This is a genomic window from Guptibacillus spartinae, assembly GCF_028610625.1.
In the GTDB taxonomy this organism is placed as follows: Bacteria; Bacillota; Bacilli; order Bacillales; family Guptibacillaceae; genus Guptibacillus; species Guptibacillus spartinae.
In genome coordinates this window covers 21,194-39,044 of the sequence record NZ_JAQQWU010000022.1, presented here as the reverse complement: position 1 = coordinate 39,044, position 17,851 = coordinate 21,194, and the positions used below count along the sequence as shown (strand labels likewise).

Genomic DNA, 17,851 nt, shown 5'->3' with positions numbered 1-17,851 from the left:
CCGCTAAGATCAGGGAGCAAGCTCCCATCTCTTCGCTCGACTTGCATGTATTAGGCACGCCGCCAGCGTTCGTCCTGAGCCAGGATCAAACTCTCCGATAGAAAGCTTAATCTAGCTTTTAAAACATTTTGTTTCCGTAGAAACAACTACTTACATGGCGTTTCGTTCAGTTTTCAAAGAGCAATTCATTTCTTTCGTTGTCGTTTTCAGCGACCCAACTAATATACCATGTTGTTTCGTTTGATGTCAACAACTTTTTTAAAGTATTTTTCATAGTGTTACACGCTTCTTTCAGCGGCAACGTTATTCATAATACATGAATATTGAAATGAAGTCAATCATTTTTTTCATGTGCTCGTTGTCGTTTTCTTAACAACGTTCTCTACTCTATCAGTAAAACGGGATATGGTCAATGGCTTTTATCAAATTCATGAAAACATTAGGACGTAGATAGTTTAAAACATTGCATAAGAATAGAATTCTCCATCACTTTTATTCGATCCCATATAATGAAGTTTTTCTAATAACCAATCCAGATATGCTTTTTTCATCATTAAACAAACGTTTGATTAAGCACTCCCCAATAAAAAAATGATTTAGTAACAACTTGTTCATCTTCATAAAAAAAGCAGCCGGTTCGGCTGCTTTTAAACTTATTATGCTAAGAATACAAAATAGGCGATAAAGACGAAGAAAAGTCCGTACATAATTGGATGAATGTTCTTCCCTTCCCCTTTTACAACCATGGTGATCGGGTACATAACAAATCCAAGCGCAATTCCCGTAGCGATACTATAGGTTAGTGGCATTGCAACAATTGTTAGAAACGCAGGGACAGCAATCTCAAATCGTTTCCACTCAATGTTTCCAAGCACACTCACCATCAGCACACCTACGATAATTAATACTGGCGCTGTGACGGAAGGTGTCACGACCGCTAATAGCGGAGAGAAAAATAATGCTAGCAAGAAAAATCCTGCCGTTACCACAGAAGTGAAGCCTGTTCGACCACCAGCCGCTACTCCTGATGATGATTCAATATAAGCGGTTGTTGTTGACGTACCAAGTACAGCACCAAGAACTGTTGCAGACGAATCTGCAAATAAAGCTTTTCCGGCTCTTGGAAGCTTATTGTCTTTCATTATGCCAGCTTGAGTGGCTACAGCAATTAACGTACCCGCCGTATCAAAGAAATCAACGAATAAGAACGTTAGAACGACTACAAGCATGTCAATCGTAAACAAATCACCTAGGTGCCCGAAAGCCACACCGAACGTTGGTTCAAGACTTGGCACGCTACCGACAATCCCGCTTGGAAGCGGCACCTGGTTAAAGATCATTCCTACGATGGCGGTGATCACCATTCCATAGAAAATCCCACCCGTTACGTTTCGAACCATTAGGATAACCGTAATAATTAATCCAAATACCGCAAGCAAGGTTGGTCCTGCAAGAAGATCCCCTAGTTGTACGAGCGTCGAATCGTTGTTCTGAACTATTCCTGCGCTTTGAAGGCCAATAAAGGCAATAAACAGGCCAATCCCGCTTGCTGCTGCGTATTTTAATTCCATTGGAATTGCGTTAATAATCATTTCTCTAATTTTAAAAATGGTAATAATAATAAAGATAATTCCAGAAACAAGCACACCCGCAAGCGCCGTTTCCCACGGTACTCCCATCACGGTTACTACAGAGTAGGTGAAAAACGCATTTAAACCCATACCCGGAGCTAGAGCGATTGGATATCCTGCTAGCACACCCATAATTAAAGTACCAAGTGCAGCAGCAAGAGCCGTAGCGGTAAAGACAGCTCCTTGATCCATTCCGGCATCAGCTAGCACAGCCGGGTTAACAAATAAAATATAAGCCATTGATAAAAAGGTAGTTAGCCCTGCAATAGTTTCTTTTCTGTATGTTGTATTATGTTCTTTAAAACGAAAAAAACGATCCATTTCTTAGTTCCCCCTTATTCCCTGCATCCATATTCGCTACCATTTCTTGTTCTAAAAAAGAAAAAAGCTCCGGGTTCTCTACCCGGAGCGGACTAATAGGAAAAGAGAAAATGGGTCAAGAGTTGCTACACGAGCAACTACTTTCACTACTTTCACTATTTCCTTCGTAGTCAGGTTATTTACGGTAACCTGGTAGAGACTTTCGGGCCTTATTCCCGATGTTATACGATGGATGGTCGTTCTATTTAATTACTTTTGTAGTGTATCAGCTATCTAACGTGCCGTCAACACAAAACACGAACATTTTATCTATTTATTATATTTTTTGTTCGTGTTTACTCCCACTCAATCGTAGCCGGTGGCTTAGAAGTAATATCATACACCACGCGGTTAACGTGATCCACTTCGTTGACAATTCTTGTAGAAATAATTTCAAGAACTTCAAATGGTATACGCGCCCAATCTGAGGTCATGCCATCAATAGACGTTACAGCACGAACACCGATCGTGTAATCGTAAGTTCTTGCATCTCCCATTACACCCACACTTCGGAAATCAGGAAGTGCCGTGAAATACTGCCAGATATCACGATCAAGGCCAGCCTTTTTGATTTCATCACGAAGGATCGCATCTGATTCACGAACGACTTTTAACTTTTCTTCCGTCACTTCTCCAATGACTCGGATACCAAGACCAGGGCCTGGGAATGGCTGTCTCCAAACGATTTCGTCAGGAAGACCAAGCTCTGTTCCTACTTTACGAACCTCATCTTTGAAAAGCATATTTAACGGCTCAATTAAATCGAGCTTCATATCCTCAGGCAGCCCACCTACATTGTGGTGAGATTTAATCGTTTGAGCCGTTGCTGTCCCACTCTCAACGATATCTGTATAAAGTGTTCCTTGTGCCAAGAAGGACATGTCTTCTAGCTTTTCAGATTCTTCTTCAAACACATAGATAAATTCGTTACCAATAATTTTACGTTTCTTCTCTGGATCCGTTACGCCTTTTAGCTTTGTAAGAAAACGCTCTGCCGCGTCAATTTTGATCAGGTTCATGTCGAATCCTTCACCAAAGGTTTTCATAACGCTGTCTGCCTCACCCTTACGAAGAAGGCCATGATCCACGAACATACAAGTTAGCTGATCACCAATCGCTCGGTGAATTAACGCCGCTACTACAGAAGAATCGACCCCGCCACTTAGCGCACAAAGAACTTTTTTATTTCCAACCGCTTCACGGATTGTATCGATTTGCTCATCAATGAAATTCTCCATTGACCATTCACCTTTGCATTCACATACCTTGTACACGAAATTCTTTAACAATTCGTTTCCATACTCTGTATGACGAACTTCTGGATGGAATTGAACGCCATATAGGTGACGAGAAGCGTCACTCATTGCAGCTACTGGACAAGATTGATTTGTTGCAGCTATCTCAAATCCTTCAGGTGGTGCTTTCACTAAATCACCGTGGCTCATCCATACAGATTGTTCTTCTGGTAGACCATCATATAAAGGGGACTTATCGGTAATGGTAAGCATTGCCTTTCCATACTCACGATGTGTGGCTGCTTCTACACTTCCACCAAAGTGGTGCGTCATCAATTGCATGCCATAACAGATTCCAAGAACCGGAATACCGAGTTCGAAAATTTCTTCATCACAGCGCGGTGCACCTTCTCCATACACACTGTTCGGGCCACCCGAGAAAATGATTCCTTTCGGGTTTATCTTCTTAACTTCTTCGGCCGTAATTGTGTTCGGATGCAATTCACTAAATACGCCAAGATCACGAATACGTCTCGCAATGAGTTGATTGTACTGCCCACCAAAATCGAGGACAATAATGGATTCCTGTTCTTCTAACATCTCATTCCCTCACTTCTATTTAGTCTCTAGTAGCATTTCCAAAATCGAATAAAAAACGAAAGATTGATAAGCTTTTCAACCTCTAACCTCCAAGTTATATAAAAAAGCCAGAACTCTGCCATGGTACAAAGGCAGAATCCTGGCGCTTATACGAGGAGTATCTGCCTTCATAGTCAGATCATTTACGGTGATCCGGTAGAGACTTCTGGGCCTTATTCCCAGGGATATACGAAGGTTACAACTTTCTGTTCAAACTATGGATTCATTCTATCAACCGTCTATACAGCGGTCAAGATTGCATCTTTTTAATTAAATTTTCCCACAATTTCTTCATTTCACCCCAGCTGTCATTAGTCGTTTTCCCACGATAGTAATTCTCTTCATAATGACGGGTTAATTCTTTCATATCTTTTGTATGAAGCTTCTGATCAACTTGAACAGCATACTCTCTAAGCGTCTGGTTTGCGCCACGTTTAATGCCGTGCAAGTCGAGCAACCATAGCAGTCGGAAGTAAGCTTCAGATAATGCTTTATCATCATCCCGTTTCTTATATTTTGAAATGATTAATCGCTTTAACCATTTCTTGTAGTTCTTAACTGCGAGGTAGCATAAGAGAAGAAAAATCCCAATGAGCACAACCGTATACCACACCGACCATTCAAATGAAGACGATGACGATCCTGTTGCTGCCTTTTCCTCAGGCTGCTGTTCTTGTTGCTGTACCTGCTCTTCCTCAGATTGAGCTGGATCCGGCGTCTCTGTATTTGTCGCTTCATCATCATTATAATCACTAACAAAGTTAGCCTGGTTCGAGAAACCACGCGTTGGTTCAAAAGGAACCCATCCTACTTCAGGAAAATAAGCTTCGACCCATGAATGCGCATTATTATTTGTTACTTCGTATTCACGATAGTCACCTGCAGCGGCAACAAATTCGCCTTCCGTAAATCCTTTCACCCATCTCGCTGGAATGCCGAGGCTTCGCAAAAGAACAGTCATCGAACTTGAGAAGTTATCACAGTAACCGAGCTGCGTTTCAAAAAGAAACTGATCAACATAGTCATCATTTTCACCTGGAATAGCAACATCAGTTGTTTCATATACAAACCCATTTCCAACGAAGTAATTTTCAATTGCTCGTGCTTGATCATAAGGGTTATCCTCTTCACTCGTTATCTCTTCAGCAAGAGCTCCTACTCTTTCTGGAAGAGTTTCAGGTAATTGAAGATACGTATTCGCAAGTCGTTCTGGATATTCAGTTGATGCTTCTCGTAACATTTTTTCTGAAAACGTAGGTGATTCATATTCTAAGTTATAATTATCAAGAACAACCGATTCACCAAGGTTTTGCGTAAACACTTTTCCCGTTAAGGGATTTTCAAGGAGCTGTACGTCTTTTCCTGTTTCAATCGAAGTTACCTGGCCAGGATGGACAATGAAATCAAATTCTTCATTTCCTGTCATGTTCATCTTCATATCAAAGGCTTCTACTTCCACGTCATCTTCAAATAACGTTTCTGTACTCCCTTCAAACATCACGCGGTCACGTACGGAAGATTCCCACCCTTTTCCTGTGTAAACATCCTTCGTTTCAACTCGCCAGTAGCCTCTGTCTTTAATTTGTGCGGTGAATACCGACGTATCGTCCATCACAAAGGGGCCACCAAGCTGAGAATCATCCTCTCCGTAACCAATCTTGCTAATACCGTCCCCGTTATTCCCTACGCCATCATCTCCAGTCGTTTTTTTCAAAAAGGGGACAGGATCTGGCCACTGAGGTTCTGCTTTCGGCGCAATATAACCAAATAAAGAGGAGAACGCAATGACAATGACCAGTGGCATGAGCCAGTAGACAGGGAAGCGCCCTTTCGAAAATGAAACACCCTCCTGTTCTTGAATGCGGAGAATTTGCAGTAAACCAAGTAATACAAAACCGATAATGACAATGCGAATAATGGCCTGGTCGGCTTCATAAGTTGTAAACGTATCAATCACTGAAATGTAGACAATCGTTACTAACAGAAATAAGAAGATCCTTCTTGTTTGTATCAACCAATACTGCATTAAGTAGCTAATGAGCCAAAGTAAAACAAAAAACAATGACGTTCGAAATACATTCGAGAGGCGATCAAATCGGCCATCGAATAAAAAACCTACATTCTGAGAAAGGTCCGATAGAAAGTAATTAAGCCACAAAAAGTCAAAGAAGGAGCCAGGAAAGAACATTTCATGCAAGGCATAGACCATCGCGACGCCTTTGATCGGAAAGGACAGCCAAAATGGCAGTTGAAAATACGAAAGCAAAAACAAAAAAGCGGTAAATAAGATAAAAATTTCAGATTGACCTGTATCCGAAATAATCGAGAGTGGCCGTAGCCATTCCCAGAATAATAGAAAACCTAACCCGTAGAGGAGAAGAGCGTAAAACCAGTCTGTTTTTTCATTAGCTTGTTGCACGCTTTCCACCCCCTTTTAACTCCTCACTAAATGAATTTCCGACTATCACGTGAGCCTTAATTCCATACTGCATGAGCTGATTAATTTCAGCTTGCTGCTCCAACGTAATGTGCTCAGCCACATAAAAAAACTCAACTTGGACCTTTCGGGCAACGAGCTCTTTCAACGTTGAGGTAAACGATCCTTCGATTGAAGGACTAATCATCACCACACCTGTTCCTGCCGGAAAATGGTGCGCTTCTCTTTTAACAACCGTATCGAACGTCGTACTCCCATTCGCTTGAACTCGGGCTAAGTGATGAAACACTCTCCTCCGTTGCGCTTTTCCTCCATTAATGCTTAAAACCGAGTGATCCTTACCCGACGAAACAAGTCCAATCATCGCATTTTGCTTTAATGCAGCATTTGTCACAGAAGCAGCAAGTTTAACTGCTTTCTCAAACAAAGGAGATTCGACCCGACCGTAGTGTGCTGTTTCTCGATCTAGAAATACCATATAGTCCTGACTAATTTGCTGTTCAAATTGCTTCGTGAGTAATTTCGAGCCACGCGCTGTTGCTTTCCAGTCAATCCACGACAGTTTGTCTCCAGGTACGTAATCTCTCACACTTACAGCAGTCGAGTAATCTAAATCCGCTTTTCTAGGAGATGGTCTTGTCCCTGAAATCTGCTGATTATAAGGCGACCATGAGATTTCTTGATAGTTTGGCAGAACATAAATCGCTTGCTCTTTCTTAACCACATTGTCATGTTGAATAAATCCAAATAAATCACCTGTTTTACAGCGGATTTTCCTAAAATAATATTCTCCTCTTGGAATGGATTGAATGGTGTAGCGAAAAGTTAACTTTTTTCTAAACATTGGAAGCAATAGAGCGAGCGATCGCTTTTGATAGTTTGATGACGACTCTTTTGCATAGGATACGAGTCTTTCAGGTAGCACATCTTCCACCACTAAATAAAAAAGTGGAAAGCGACTACTTCGTTCGATGTGTATCGTTACCGTTAACTCCTGACCATCTGTTAATTCCGTGTGGCTCACATCACGCGTTATCTTAATAGCCTTCAGCGGGTAAAAAATGAGAAGGAAAGAATAGATAACAAAAGGGAGAAAGCTATAGAAAAGAAACCAGCTTACAAAGCCTCCCTGAAACATGGCATAAGAAAAAGTAAGGAGAAAAAGAAGCCCTAAAAAGAAGAACTTTAACACTCTATTATTGGCAAGCTTGTCTCTCATTTCACTTTCTCTTCCCTCCGAAGAGGTACACGAACCCGATGAAGAATTTCTTTAATAATCTCTTCTGGCTTCTGCCCTTCAAATGCGGCTTCCGATTTTAGAATAATGCGATGAGATAAGACATAAGGAGCTAAAAATTTCACGTCATCTGGTAGGACGTAATCACGATTGCGCATAAATGCATACGCCTGACACGCTTTCATCAAAGAAAGAGAACCACGTGGGCTGGCGCCTAGATAAATCGATGTATTATTTCTGGTTCTACTTACAACATCAATAATGTATTGCTTCACCGACTCATCAACAAAAACAGCCTTTACCTTTTTCTGCATGTCAAGCAGTTCTTGAAGCTCAAGAGCGGTGCCGATCGAATCAATTGGATGGGCGTGCTCGGTACGATTTAAAACTTCAAGCTCTTCTTCCGGAGAAGGGTAACCCATTCGTAACTTTAATAGAAAGCGATCAAGCTGAGCCTCTGGCAACGGATATGTTCCTTCATATTCAATCGGGTTCTGGGTCGCCATCACAAAAAACGGCTGTGGGAGAATATGAGTTTCTCCATCAACAGTTACATTCCCCTCTTCCATTCCCTCAAGGAGAGCTGACTGTGTTTTGGGCGACGTTCGATTGATTTCATCAGCCAAAATAATATGACCTAGAAGCGGACCTTTTCGAAATTCAAATTTCATTTCACGTTGATTAAAGATGGAAACACCAGTTAAGTCGGAAGGTAGCAAATCTGGTGTGAACTGAATGCGATTGAACTGAGCACCAACTGATTTAGCCAGAGCACGAACCATCATCGTTTTTCCTACACCAGGTACATCTTCAAGTAGCACATGGCTACCAGCAAGTAACGCAACCAAACTTAGCTCGGTGACATCTCGCTTCCCCACCATCACCTTTTCAATATTTTCAATGACTTGCTTAACAGCTGGATGATATGCATCAAACTGGTACGATGAACTCATAATTGATTCCTCCAATAATCTTGATCTGCGGTTAAACATCCTAAAAATAGGTCTCATTTCCTATCATCTATGCATAAAAGTGGTATGGATAAATGTCTGAATACTCATAACCTTATTGTAACAAAAAAGTCTTTCGTCACGTTAATAAGAAGTAAGTTTTCCTTTATTTTCATTTTTCACCACTCCTACAATGACACCAGCGGCATGACTCATCGTTTTATACTGGATGAAAAAGGGAATGCACCCTACAGATGATAACATCAAAAGAATTTCGAAGCTTCATACCACTACAATGAGGTGAGTACATAAGGTCATCCTATGCCTCCCGTCCCACTCGTCTAAAAACGAAAAGGAGGAATACAAATGGCAGGAAATCGCGGTGTCGTCTATACAGGTGAAGGTCGTGTAGAAGTTCAGGATATTAGCTATCCGGATTTAGTTCTTCGTGAGGGTCCAGGTGTTCCAAAAAGCAACGTCGGTCGTAAATGTGAGCACGGGGTGATCTTGAAAAATATCGTAACGAATATATGCGGGAGCGATCAGCATATGGTTCGCGGTCGTACAACAGCTCCATCCGGTTTAGTACTCGGTCATGAAATTACAGGTGAAGTTATTGAAGTTGGTAGAGATGTGGAATTTATTAAAAAAGGAGATATTGTCTCCGTTCCATTCAACGTAGCGTGCGGGCGATGCAAAATGTGTAAACGTCAGGATACCCATATTTGTCAGAACGTGAACCCCGAACGTCCGGGTGCTGCTTATGGATACGTCGATATGGGCGGCTGGGTAGGCGGACAATCCGAATACGTGATGGTGCCTTATGCAGATTTCCAATTACTCCCCTTCCCTAATAAAGAAAAAGCGATGGAGAAAATTCTCGATTTAACGATGCTATCGGATATTTTCCCTACCGGCTACCATGGAGCGATTAGTGCAGGAGTGACAACTGGTTCCACTGTGTATGTAGCGGGAGCAGGACCAGTTGGACTTGCTGCAGCCCATTCCGCTCAATTGCTCGGTGCTGCGGTTGTGATCGTAGGCGATTTAAAAGAAGAACGTCTCGCTCAGGCCCGAAGCTTCGGTTGTGAAACAATTAATCTCAAAGAACACAATGACCCAGGTGAACAAATTGAACAAATTCTCGGTATACCTGAAGTCGATTGTGCCATTGATGCAGTTGGATTTGAAGCTTATGGACACGGAACAGATAACGAAGAGCAGCCGGCTATTGTGCTAAATACGATGATGGATGTTGTAGAGGCTGGAGGAAAGATGGGTATACCTGGGTTATATGTAACAGAGGATCCCGGAGCAGATGATAAAGATGCCAAGCAAGGATCCCTTAAAGTAAGATTTGGACTTGGCTGGTCAAAAGCCCATCATTTTGTAACAGGGCAAACGCCTGTGATGCAGTATCATCGTCAATTAATGATGGCGATTTTAAATGGCAAAGCCGATATTGCAAAGGCCGTAAATGCAACCGTTATCAGTTTAGATGAAGCACCTCAAGGCTATCAGGAATTTGATAGTGGAGTATCAAAGAAATTTGTCATTGATCCCCATGGAATGTTGAAGAGGTAATGAAAAAAGGTAGCCCCGAGAGGCTACCTTTTTTAGATTGAATTTATACTAATTCACGATCCCAATGGCGATGCGTCGCAATCGCTTGACTGAATTCTTTTACAAACTCATTCATATCTTTACCAGTGACAACTCCAGGTTGACCGACTAAATCGTTATTCTCTAACCACTTCATACCTTCATGTGTTCCACCGATCGGTTTAAAATGTGAGAAAGCTTCACTAATAAAGTAATTGGCTGATTGATAGAATCCTTTATTTTCCTGATTCCCACCAACTGCGTAAATCGCATCAAAAAGAACAGAATCACATGTCAGGAACGTGTGATCAATCTCTGCTTCAGCTCCATCAGTAGCGGTTTTCACTCCACGCTTATCACTAATAAGTTCTGGTTTAATGCCTTTTTCTTTCAGTTCATTAAGCACTTGAATGAGCTCTTCTCCATTAAAGCCATTGTCTACAATCACGCCCACTTTTCTAGTATCTGGCGTAAACGTTGTATTTAATTGACTAAGCGCAGGTGATGTTTTTGTAATATCGGATCCGCCTTCTTTAGGTTCCTTCGCTCCAATATTTTGAGCGACGGTTTGAGAAAGGTCTAGATTGATATTCGCAAGCATATCCACGACTTGTTGCTGAACCGACTTACTTTCTAGCTTGCCTAACTCAAAGCTAAAGGCGTTCTTAATGTGTTCTTTTTCCACATCGCTCATACTGTTAAAGAAAAGAACGGCCTGAGAGAAATGGTCTTTAAAGCTTTCACTGCGTGCTCGAATCTTATGACCATCTACTTTCTCTTGATAATGAACATAGCCACCTTCTTCTTCCGTAGCTGGTTCTGGCTGATTATCAGCAAGAGAATTTTTGTGATAGCTTACCTGGCCTTTGTTAATTGTTTGACGCATAAATCCATCGCGCTGGTTGTTAAAGAACGGACAAACAGGTCGATTAATTGGCAACTCATGATAATTCGCGCTACCAAAACGGTTGATTTGAGTATCCGTATAAGAGAACAAGCGTCCTTGAAGTAGAGGGTCATTTGAGAAGTCGATCCCTTTTACAACGTTACCCGGATGGAACGCAACTTGCTCATTTTCAGCAAAGACGTTTTCAACGTTTCGGTTTAACGTCATTTTCCCAACGATTTTTACAGGAATATCTTCTTCTGGCCAAATTTTAGTTGGATCTAGTACATCAAAGTCGAATTTAAATTCATCTTCTTCATTGATAATTTGCACACCCAGTTCCCACTCAGGGTAGTCACCATTTTCAATAGACTCATATAAGTCCCCACGATGGAAATCAGCATCTTTACCCGAGATTTTTTGTGCTTCATCCCACACAAGGGAATGGATACCTAACTTTGGTTTCCAGTGAAACTTAATAAAACGGGCCTCTCCTTTGGCGTTTACAAAACGGAAGGTATGAACGCCGAATCCTTCCATCATACGTAAGCTTCTAGGAATAGCTCTGTCCGACATTGCCCACATCGCCATATGGGCGGATTCCTGATTATTCGCAATAAAATCCCAGAATGTATCATGAGCAGAAGCAGCTTGAGGCATACCATTATGAGGCTCTGGTTTAACAGCATGAATTAAATCAGGGAATTTAATCGCATCCTGTATAAAAAAGACCGGTATGTTATTTCCAACTAAGTCATAGTTTCCTTCATCCGTATAGAAACGTGTTGAAAATCCTCTGACATCTCGAACCGTTTCAGAAGACCCTTTTGAACCTGCCACTGTTGAAAAACGAACAAACACCGGCGTTTTTCTGGAAGGATCTTTTAAAAATTCAGCGTCTGTGATTTCTTCAAGAGACTCATAGACTTCAAACTCCCCATGAGCTGAGAAACCTCTTGCATGCACAACACGTTCAGGAATGCGCTCATGGTCAAAGTGCGTCATTTTTTCTCTAAAATGAAAATCTTCCATTAGCGTTGGGCCGCGTTCGCCTGCTTTTAGAGAGAATTCATCTTCCGAAACTTTAAGTCCTTGATTTGTAGTCATTTTGCCTTCATCCGTCGTGCTATATTGGTCTAACTGCTTTTTCTTTTTATTCTCGCTCACTATAATTCCTCCCGCTATGTCGATATGTAAAATCTCATATAGAGCGGTTCCCCAACTGACTGAATTCAAACATTATTTTTCAATATATTGGGTTATTTAGCCAATAAAAAACTCCATTATCTTCATTGATAACGGAGTGCATCCTAGCTCAAAAAGCATCTTCTATTCAATTAATCAACATTTCTTAACTCATGGAACCTTATATAGACAAAGCAGGCATACAAAACAACTAATACAGCCCCACCTGCCATAATGTGATGAATCCCAATGCCTGTAGAAAGCAAAAGAGCAGTCATTGCATAGCTGACCGGGATAAGCCCCATCGAAGCAAGAGAGATCAACCCCATGACTCGTCCTAGTACCTTCTCGTCAATCATACCTTGTATCGCAGATATAAAAGGGATATTGCTTGCAGAAAGACATGCACCAAACAGAACTAGCATAAGAATACTCACCCATAGCACTGACGAGAAACTTAGACCGATAAAAGCAAGACCTGAAGCAATAAGAGTCAGTAGCGCAATTTTCCCACGTCTTTTCGTTAAATTAAGAACACCAACGACTATGGAACCGATCAACATCCCTACGGCCGCTCCTGCTTCTAGCAAACTAAACGTCATTGCGTCACCATTCAAAATAGATTTCACGAAAAGCGGAAGCCCCATCGACATAGGACCAACGAGAAATAAATTCATAAAAACGGTTGTTAGCACGACGACAACTAAAACCCTTGACTCCTTTACATAAAGAAGTCCTTCTTTAAAAGTCTCGAAAAAAGATTGTTCATTCGTCTCCTGCTCTACTTCTCGCTTTGGAATCTTCATCAAGTAGATTAGCATACTACCAAGAAACAACATGATCGCTGTTATCGTAAAGACCACTTCATAGCTACCAAACGCAATTAATAATCCAGCTAGCATGGGAGCAATGATAAAAGAAGACTGATTTGTCATTTGGATAATGGAATTACCTCTCGTAAGGTTTTCCTTACGGATAATGGATGGAATTACAGCACTTTCCGCAGCCCAGAAAAACGCATCTAGAATACCAAAGAAAAAGGCCACTCCAACAAACGTCCATAGTGTTACATCTCCGAAAATGAACCAGAGAACAAGTCCCCCAAGCAAGAGCCCTCTCGAAAAATCAGAAAGAAACATGATTTTTGTTTTACTCATTCGATCCGCAACTGTTCCGCTGATAATCATAAACAATAATCTAGGAATGCTTGATGCAATATAAATTAATCCTAGCGATGCTTCAAGATTTAGTACATTGACGATATACCAGCTTTCCGAAAAAAGAAAAAAGGAAATGCCAAAACTAGATAAAAATGCCGCTCCCCATAAGAGAAGAAAGTTTTTGTTTCTAAATATAGAATCGACTTTCTCAATGTGCTCATTTTGTTCAAGCACGCTTTCCTTTAATGCCATCCCCAACACCTCTGCTTTTTTGATAGCTTAAGTGTATCGAAAAGCAGTAAGGTAAGACGATGACCCATGGTTTGAAATCCCCTCCGCCTTAAGGCGGATTAACCTCATTCCTCTCCTTCTCCTTGCTCCTGTTCCATTTTCAATTCTTGAAATTCTTTCTGATCATTCTCCAGGGCAATGCCTACCATCTCACTCTCATCACTTTTATCAAGTTCGATTAAATTTAATAATGGCTCCTGTTGCACACCTTTTTCAATCACTTGGATGGTGACACTCCCATCCTGACCAAGCTCAGGCTTGATCCATTCAAATACTTTCGTTAAATCTTGTATAACATAAGGATGTCCAGGATAAAAACCATCCGTTTCATAGTAAAGCGCTAGCAGCATATTCGAACACTTGCCATCCTGATCGATTGCATTGCAACTGATCCAATGCGCTTCATGTGTATCCTGATCGGAAACGTTCGGGATGATCCGCTCTTCCTCTAACGTCTTCATTTTCGGTATCATTTGTTCCTCAATCTCATGACTAAGCGTACTTGGATGTTCTTCTGCAATCTCTTTTTTCAAATCCGCTATCGATGAAATCAACTGGACATCTTTAATTAGTAACTCAATCTGGTAGCCTTCCTTCGCTTCATCCGGGCGGCCAAACACCATCAATTGACCAATATCCACACCTTTTGATCGAATCCATTCAATCAGTTCCATCATATCTTTTAACTCTTCTTCTTTTAATCCGTAGCGACTCAGTAAGTGATCATCCTGAACATTTAAGCGATAAAACCCTTCTTCCGTATAATCGAGGTATGTACTGTATTGTCCTACTTGTATTCTAGTAAAGCCAAATTCGCTAATATCCAACATGTCGTCTTCAATCGTTTGGTACTTCTCGTAAGTTTTCTTCCCTTTTTCGTAGTCATCTCCCTCAACAATGGTGCGAAAAAAACCGTTAACATCAATCCAAAAATCAAAGTCAGGGTTATCTTTTAGAGCGACTTTATGCTCTGTATCTCCTAAGTTTGCTTCATTACGATTCCCAGCATAAACGAGGGTAATTTCTTCCCCGTACTTTTTTTTCATATACTTATTTAATTCATCTTCAGGATCAGCAAAAAATCCACTAAAATACGTCATCACGATCCAGATGATGATCCCAGTCAAGATGAGAAGAAAAAGGACGACACCTCCAACGATCCAGGCAACCATCTTCCCTGTGGAAGACATCCCTTTCTTTTTTCCTTTTTTCTGTTTCTCCTGCACAATTTTATCCTCCTCTGGCGGCAACTCTAGCTTTCATTATAGCGATCTAGAAAAAGGATGCATACAGAATATTCCTTTCAAACAAGCGAAAAACCCTTTTGAAGTTTTATAAACTTACAAAAGGGTCCGCTAATGACTTGGCACATTAAAGATCATCGACAATAATATAAGTCGCTTTTACCGGTCCATGTACACCTACAATTAAATTCATTTCGATGTCCGCGCTGTTACTTGGACCAGTAACAAAGCTTACACAAGAGGGAACAAGATTCCCTTTTTTCTCTTCCTCATGAATCAATTGACTCGCTTGCGTCATTCGAGGCACGAGCGTACTCTTTGGGATAATCGCAATGAATGTTTCTGGTAGTAAGCTAATTGAGCGACCATTATACCGATCGTTAAACAACGTAACAGTTCCAGATTCAGCTAGCGTGATATCACTGAACACAATCCCAGCCCCTGCTCGTTCAGCAAACGAGACATTTTCTCGCCCTTTCGCTTCATCCCAAATGTGAACATCATAGCCCTCAGATTGCATTTCTTGATAGAAGTTTGTTAAGCCGGTTGCTTCATTCCTTGATCCACCTGCACCGACTACTTTCGTTACATCATAGTTTAGAAGGACAGAGCGTAACCTATCTCCTAGCCTCTCCAAATCCGTTCTCATAAAAGACGTGTGAATGATTTTACACTGCTCCTCCAATTTCTCGACGAGCTCCTCTTGCGTTGCTCCTTGAAACACGCGCTCCTGCGGATGAACGGAATAAAGGGGGGGTTCTACTTTCATTTTTCGTGAACGCCCTAGCTGCTCTGCCAGATTGTCCAAAAATGCTTCACGATTATGAATGGCCATTACTGATCACTCCTTTGCTCTCGTTTTTGGTACCAATCCCTGAAGCGCTCTTTCGATGGCGCTGGAAAATCTCGTTGCTCTGTCCAGCCTTTCATTGGCCCTGGCCCTTTTTCAATATATTCCTCTTTCGTCCATGGTTTTAGCGTCGTTCTTGCCATTTTCGTCGATAGCTTATAAGCGGCTGGAGTGGAAGCCCACTTCGCAAAACCCATCATCATCATTTTTTCCGCTTTGGTCGTCATTTTTTCGCGTTCCACAATGATTTCGCGATGTCTGATTAAATGCTCATGAAGCGGAATTTTGACAGGACATGCTTCCGTACAGGCAGCACACAGGGTTGAAGCATAGGGGAGATCCTTGTGATCGTCGTACCCATCCAGTAAAGGAGTTAGGACAGCTCCAATCGGTCCTGGATAAATCGATCCATATGAATGCCCACCAACATGACGATACACGGGACACGCATTAATACAGGCAGCACAGCGAATGCAATGGAGAGCTGATTGAAATTCCGTCCCAAGTATTTTCGACCGTCCATTGTCTACAATGACAAGGTGAAAATCTTCCGGACCATCTACTTCATCTTCAAGACGTGTTCCAGTTAATGCTGTAATATAGCTCGTGAGCTTTTGCCCTACAGCAGCACGCGTTAACAAGCTCACAACAACTTCTAAGTCTTCCCACGTAGGCACAATTCGCTCCATGCCCATGACAGATATCTGAGTATCAGGAAGAGAGGTAACCATTCTCGCATTTCCTTCATTCGTCACGAGTGTGATTGCTCCAGATTCTGCAACCGCAAAGTTGCAACCCGTTACCCCAATATCGGCTTCTAGAAAGTCCTGCCGCAATTGTTCACGAGCAAAAGCAGCGAGCTCGACCGGATCATCTGAACCGGTATAGCCTTTCTTCTTCCTAAACGTTTCGCGGATTTGCTCTTTATTTTTATGAAGCGCCGGCGTCACGATATGAGAAGGCGGATCCTCGTCAAGCTGTAAAATCCATTCACCCAGGTCTGATTCAACAACTTCACACCCGCTTTTTTCGAGTGCTTCATTCAAGCCAATTTCTTCAGTCACCATTGATTTTGATTTAACGACTTTCTTCGCTTGTCTTTTCTTTGCGATCTCCTGAATGTACTCGTTCGCTTCTTTTGCTGTTTCGGCAAAAAAGACGGTTCCGCCTCGTTTTTCCACCTGCTCACTCAATTGATGCAAATAATAATCCAGGTTTTCCATCGTGTGAGAACGAATCTCTTCACCTAGGGTTCTCCAATCTTCCCAATCCCCGAGTTCTTCTGCTGCTTTTAACCGTCCTGACCTGAAGCGTCCTTGAGCACTCGAAACAGCTTTTCTCATAAAGGCATTATTAAGACCATCTTGAATTCGTTCAGCATAAAGTTTATGCCCTATTTTAATACTCATCTCTATCCCTCCTCACTGCGTGTTCAATACTTGTGCAATATGAAGAAACTTTACTTCTTGTCCATTCCTTCGTAACCGACCGCCCATATTCATGACGCAACCCATATCACCACCAATTAAGTAGTCAGCCTTCGTTTCTTCAATATGCTCGGCTTTCTCTTGCACCATCTGCCCGGATATATGCGAATTTTTCACAGCAAATGTTCCGCCAAATCCACAGCAATCCTCTTTCATTGGAAGTTCAATAAGATTTAGACCTTTCACATTTTCTAATAGGATTCTCGGAGCGTCCTTAACGCCTAACAAACGCGTCATATGACAAGATGGATGATACGTTGCCGTTCCTGTAAATGTAGAACCTACATCTTCCACTTTTAGAACATCCACCAAAAACTGGGTGAGCTCAAATGTTTTGTCCGCAAGTTTACGTGCTCGCTTTGCCCACTCCGGTTCATCAGCTAATACTTTCGGATATTCCTTCAGCATATGGACGCAGGAACCAGATGGTCCAACTACATATTCCGCTTGTTCAAAAGCTTTGATCATTTGCTTCATCGCTTTGATTGACTCGCTTTTGTATCCACTGTTATAGGCAGGCTGTCCACAACACGTCTGTCCAGCTGGAAAGTCGACTTCACATCCAAACCGCTCTAACAGTTCGACCGTATCCTTCCCAACATCAGGTGTGAACGTGTCACATAAACAAGTAATAAATAACGAAACCTTCATAATTAA

General features: G+C 41.7%; 12 protein-coding genes, 1 rRNA gene and 2 riboswitches. Of the genes, 1 reads left to right on the top strand and 12 read right to left on the bottom strand.

Annotated features, from left to right (window positions below):
- The 6 genes from PQ511_RS22450 to PQ511_RS22425 all read right to left on the bottom strand — a co-directional run.
- A 16S ribosomal RNA gene (locus tag PQ511_RS22450) occupies positions 1 to 101 on the bottom strand; the annotation flags it as partial.
- Positions 102 to 656: 555 nt separating this feature from the next.
- Complete coding sequence (locus PQ511_RS22445) at positions 657 to 1,952, bottom strand: NCS2 family permease (RefSeq protein WP_273854145.1); 1,296 nt, start codon at positions 1,950 to 1,952, stop codon at positions 657 to 659.
- A gap of 147 nt (positions 1,953 to 2,099) precedes the next feature.
- Positions 2,100 to 2,201: riboswitch (purine riboswitch) on the bottom strand.
- Between the two features lie 86 nt (positions 2,202 to 2,287).
- Positions 2,288 to 3,826, bottom strand: a complete 1,539-nt coding sequence (gene guaA / locus PQ511_RS22440) for a glutamine-hydrolyzing GMP synthase (protein WP_273854144.1) — start codon at positions 3,824 to 3,826, stop codon at positions 2,288 to 2,290.
- Between the two features lie 150 nt (positions 3,827 to 3,976).
- Positions 3,977 to 4,078, bottom strand: a riboswitch (purine riboswitch).
- Positions 4,079 to 4,115: 37 nt separating this feature from the next.
- Positions 4,116 to 6,284 carry a transglutaminase TgpA family protein gene (locus PQ511_RS22435; RefSeq protein ID WP_273854143.1) on the bottom strand — a complete coding sequence of 723 codons (2,169 nt, stop codon included), beginning with the start codon at positions 6,282 to 6,284 and terminating at the stop codon, positions 4,116 to 4,118.
- Entirely contained in the window at positions 6,271 to 7,521 is a 1,251-nt protein-coding gene (locus PQ511_RS22430; protein ID WP_273854142.1) for a DUF58 domain-containing protein, read from the bottom strand. Before PQ511_RS22430 ends, PQ511_RS22435 begins: the two co-directional genes overlap by 14 nt.
- The gene (locus tag PQ511_RS22425; RefSeq protein WP_273854141.1) at positions 7,518 to 8,492 is read right to left on the bottom strand and encodes an AAA family ATPase; all 975 of its coding nucleotides are present in this window, start codon (positions 8,490 to 8,492) and stop codon (positions 7,518 to 7,520) included. Before PQ511_RS22425 ends, PQ511_RS22430 begins: the two co-directional genes overlap by 4 nt.
- A gap of 363 nt (positions 8,493 to 8,855) precedes the next feature.
- Here PQ511_RS22425 and fdhA point away from each other — a divergent pair, with 363 nt between their 5' ends.
- Positions 8,856 to 10,073 carry a formaldehyde dehydrogenase, glutathione-independent gene (gene fdhA, locus PQ511_RS22420; RefSeq protein WP_273854140.1) on the top strand — a complete coding sequence of 406 codons (1,218 nt, stop codon included), beginning with the start codon at positions 8,856 to 8,858 and terminating at the stop codon, positions 10,071 to 10,073.
- A gap of 43 nt (positions 10,074 to 10,116) precedes the next feature.
- On the opposite strand, the gene PQ511_RS22415 is transcribed toward fdhA, so the two are convergent.
- The 6 genes from PQ511_RS22415 to PQ511_RS22390 all read right to left on the bottom strand — a co-directional run bounded on the left by PQ511_RS22415 (position 10,117) and on the right by PQ511_RS22390 (position 17,845).
- A complete protein-coding gene (locus PQ511_RS22415) occupies positions 10,117 to 12,084 on the bottom strand; it encodes a catalase (protein ID WP_273854146.1) in 1,968 nt (655 codons plus the stop codon).
- A gap of 230 nt (positions 12,085 to 12,314) precedes the next feature.
- Positions 12,315 to 13,574 (bottom strand): MFS transporter, encoded by a 1,260-nt coding sequence (locus tag PQ511_RS22410; RefSeq protein WP_273854139.1) that lies wholly within the window; start codon positions 13,572 to 13,574, stop codon positions 12,315 to 12,317.
- Between the two features lie 104 nt (positions 13,575 to 13,678).
- Positions 13,679 to 14,839 (bottom strand): hypothetical protein, encoded by a 1,161-nt coding sequence (locus tag PQ511_RS22405; protein ID WP_273854138.1) that lies wholly within the window; start codon positions 14,837 to 14,839, stop codon positions 13,679 to 13,681.
- Between the two features lie 145 nt (positions 14,840 to 14,984).
- Positions 14,985 to 15,692: a LutC/YkgG family protein gene (locus PQ511_RS22400; RefSeq protein ID WP_273854137.1), complete on the bottom strand. Its 708-nt coding sequence runs from the start codon at positions 15,690 to 15,692 to the stop codon at positions 14,985 to 14,987.
- Positions 15,692 to 17,116 (bottom strand): LutB/LldF family L-lactate oxidation iron-sulfur protein, encoded by a 1,425-nt coding sequence (locus PQ511_RS22395; RefSeq protein WP_273854136.1) that lies wholly within the window; start codon positions 17,114 to 17,116, stop codon positions 15,692 to 15,694. Before PQ511_RS22395 ends, PQ511_RS22400 begins: the two co-directional genes overlap by 1 nt.
- Before the next feature lie 12 nt (positions 17,117 to 17,128).
- A complete protein-coding gene (locus tag PQ511_RS22390; RefSeq protein ID WP_273854135.1) occupies positions 17,129 to 17,845 on the bottom strand; it encodes a (Fe-S)-binding protein in 717 nt (238 codons plus the stop codon).
- Positions 17,846 to 17,851: the final 6 nt, after the last annotated feature.